Genomic DNA, 2,022 nt, shown 5'->3' on the forward strand with positions numbered 1-2,022 from the left:
CGGTGACCGTGTCGGACATGTCGCATGCTTCTTCGACCTGCGTTTGTTCGCGCGTTTCGGGTTGCCGGAGCGCGTATAGACGGGTGGTCACCGGGTCCGGACTCGAGCGCGGCCGGACCCGGTGAACCGTCTACTCCGACGGCACAGCGCTCGGGTCCATCCACATCACTTCCCACACGTGGTTGTCGAGGTCCCGAAACGCTCGGCCGTACATGAACCCGTGATCCTGCGGTTCCATCCACTTCGACCCGCCGGCCGCAATCGCGGTGTCGACCAGGGTGTCCACTTCCTCGCGAGTGTCGGCGCTGATGCACATCAACACCTCACGCGCCTGGGTGGTGTCGGCGATCCCGTCGGAAATGAAATCCTTGAAGCGCGTCTCACTCAGAAACATCACGGTCGCCTGATCGCTGACGACCATCGATACGCAGTTCTCGTCGCTGAAGGCGTCGTTGAAACCGAAGCCGAGTCCGGCAAAGAACTGTCGGGTTGCGGCGACGTCCATGACGGGCATGTTGGCGAACAGCATTCGTGACATATGACTCTCCTCGTTCGGCCGGGAGCGGCGTCTGAAAGGACCCGGTGCTGGGTCTCGGGGATATGGACAGTGAGCGAACCGAAAACTCATCGTGCGCCTTCGCCCGACTTCCGCCGTTCATTCGAGCGATCCACCTGTAGCAAGATGGAGGGGCCGTAGCGTGCGTCTGCGCGATCGGTGGTGGTCGTCGAAGAGGAGAATTCATGGATTTGGGTCTGTCGGGTAAAGCATTCGTCGTCACGGGTGGCACAGAGGGACTGGGATTGGCGTGCGCCCGAGAACTCCTTCGTGAAGGTGCGAAGGTGACGGTGTCATCCCGGTCGCAGACGAAGGTCGACGACGCCGTCACCGAGTTGGGAGCTCACCGACCCAACGCCGTGCACGGCATGGTCGGCGACAACGGCCATCCCGCTACCGCGGAACTTCTCGTCGAGTCGGCGATCGCTCACTGGGGCAAGCTCGACGGTCTCGTCGTCAGTGTCGGCGGCCCGCCCCCGAGCACTGCGCTGGGGGCACTCGACGAAGATTGGCAGAGTGCTTTCGAATCGGTGCTACTCGGCTGTGTTCGTCTGGTCCGGGCCGCATCGGCCGTGATGACCGCGGGCGGCGCCATCGTGCTCGTTCTGTCCACGTCGGTGAAATCGCCGTTGACAGGGCTCGGCATTTCCAACGGGCTGCGTCCGGGCTTGGCGATGATCGCGAAGGACATGGCGGACGAGCTGGGCCCACGGGGGATTCGCGTCGTCAGTGTTTTGCCCGGACGGTTCGACACGGCGCGCGGCGGGCGGGTGTCGGACGACGCGCTCGCTCGGATTCCGCTGGGCCGTATCGGCGACCCCGAAGAATTGGGGCGCACCGTCGCGTTTCTGGCCTCGTCGGCCGCGTCCTACATCACCGGGTCGACGGTGGCCGTCGACGGTGGTGCAATGCGCGCGCTGTGACACCTGACAACGAAACAAGGCCCCGGTCTGGAGCGCTGTTGCTCCAACCGAGGCCTCGTTGCAAACGAAGGAGGGGGGACGTAACGGTTCTAGCGGGCCGCCGAAGCGATACGGGCAAGCATCCGAGACAACACGGAGGCGTCGGAACCGAGATCGTCGAAAGTGGTGGATTCAGCCGTGATGGCTGCATCGCTTGTGGCAGCAGCCAGTTTGCGCACCAATTCGGTGCGCTTTTCGATTGCGCCGACGATGTCGGCATCGAGCGCGGCAACCTGCTCGTGAAGCTGGTCGATCTGTACGTCTTGCTTGGATTCTTCGTCGGTGCTGATGGCGAGCGAATCGATCTGCAAAGTCACATCGTCTCCTTTTGTTCGCGTCCTGAGGGATGAGTCGTTTCGCCCTTCGGAACTGTTACACGGGCGCTGTACGTGTCAACGATGTTTCGTGGCCCCTACCAACATGCCCAGTGTCGTGGCCTGGGCCAACCTTTTGACGGTGTGATGCTGCCAACAATCAAGATCGACACCCGCCGTCGAGTCGTCC

Annotated in this window: 3 protein-coding genes; 1 reads left to right on the forward strand and 2 read right to left on the reverse strand. The window is 62.8% G+C overall.

The window, feature by feature from the left end:
- Positions 1 to 130 precede the first annotated feature (130 nt).
- The gene (locus WBQ44_RS14065) at positions 131 to 538 is read right to left on the reverse strand and encodes a VOC family protein (protein WP_495567293.1); all 408 of its coding nucleotides are present in this window, start codon (positions 536 to 538) and stop codon (positions 131 to 133) included.
- Positions 539 to 741: 203 nt separating this feature from the next.
- On the opposite strand from WBQ44_RS14065, the gene WBQ44_RS14070 reads away from it, so the two are divergent.
- Entirely contained in the window at positions 742 to 1,479 is a 738-nt protein-coding gene (locus WBQ44_RS14070; protein ID WP_495567294.1) for an SDR family oxidoreductase, read from the forward strand.
- A gap of 89 nt (positions 1,480 to 1,568) precedes the next feature.
- Here WBQ44_RS14070 and WBQ44_RS14075 read toward each other — a convergent pair whose 3' ends face one another.
- Positions 1,569 to 1,835 carry a hypothetical protein gene (locus WBQ44_RS14075; RefSeq protein WP_495567295.1) on the reverse strand — a complete coding sequence of 89 codons (267 nt, stop codon included), beginning with the start codon at positions 1,833 to 1,835 and terminating at the stop codon, positions 1,569 to 1,571.
- Positions 1,836 to 2,022: the final 187 nt, after the last annotated feature.

The organism is Rhodococcus sp. (in: high G+C Gram-positive bacteria) (genome assembly GCF_049591685.1).
In the GTDB taxonomy this organism is placed as follows: domain Bacteria; phylum Actinomycetota; class Actinomycetes; order Mycobacteriales; family Mycobacteriaceae; genus Rhodococcoides.

What these genes read in the sequence shown, in the direction of transcription:
- WBQ44_RS14065 (WP_495567293.1), bottom strand. Translation starts at nt 538, where the DNA reads ATGTCACGAATGCTGTTCGCCAACATGCCCGTCATGGACGTCGCCGCA.
- WBQ44_RS14070 (WP_495567294.1), top strand. Translation starts at nt 742, where the DNA reads ATGGATTTGGGTCTGTCGGGTAAAGCATTCGTCGTCACGGGTGGCACA.